Here is a 666-nt window from a genome sequence, read left to right as displayed (position 1 = left end):
TTTGCTATAGTTGAAGATTACTTCAATTAGTAGTAAAATATAAACAGTAGATGGCTATCTGATTAAGTTTGTCTAAGCTATATTCGGCTTTCCTTCTTAGTTAAGATAGCCTTTTTTTTAAGAATGCATGCAATTAGGAGGAAAATTTTAAATGGCAATTACTGCAAAACAAGTTAAAGAATTACGCGACCGCACTGGTGTAGGTATGATGGATGCTAAGAAGGCCTTAGTTGAAGTTGACGGAGATATGGACAAAGCTATCGACTTCCTACGTGAAAAAGGTATCGCTAAAGCTGCTAAGAAAGCTGACCGTGTTGCTGCTGAAGGTTTAACTAAAGCCGTAGCTAAAGGAAACGACGCTGTAATTGTAGAAGTTAACTCTGAAACTGACTTCGTTGCACGTAACGATCAATTCGTTGAATTATTAGAAACTGTTGCATTAGCTATCTTAGAGCAAAAACCTGCTACTGTAGAAGCTGCTTTAACTGATGTGACTGTTGAAGGTAAAGACTTAGATACATACATTAAAGAAAAAGCTGCTGTAATTGGAGAAAAAATCTCATTACGTCGCTTTGAAACTTTAACAAAAACAGATGACCAAGAATTTGGTACATACTCTCACCAAGGTGGACGTATTTCTGTTCTTACATTAATTGACGGTAACAA

1 protein-coding gene is annotated in these 666 nt (G+C 36.2%); it reads left to right on the top strand.

The annotated features are described in order from the left end of the window. Positions 1-151: 151 nt before the first annotated feature. Positions 152-666 (top strand): translation elongation factor Ts (gene tsf / locus ACRCJ0_RS17985; RefSeq protein ID WP_431391504.1); only part of this gene is annotated, 515 nt, incomplete at its 3' end.

The organism is Aerococcus sp. L_32 (assembly GCF_050689315.1).
This window is presented reverse-complemented; position numbering and strand designations above follow the sequence as displayed.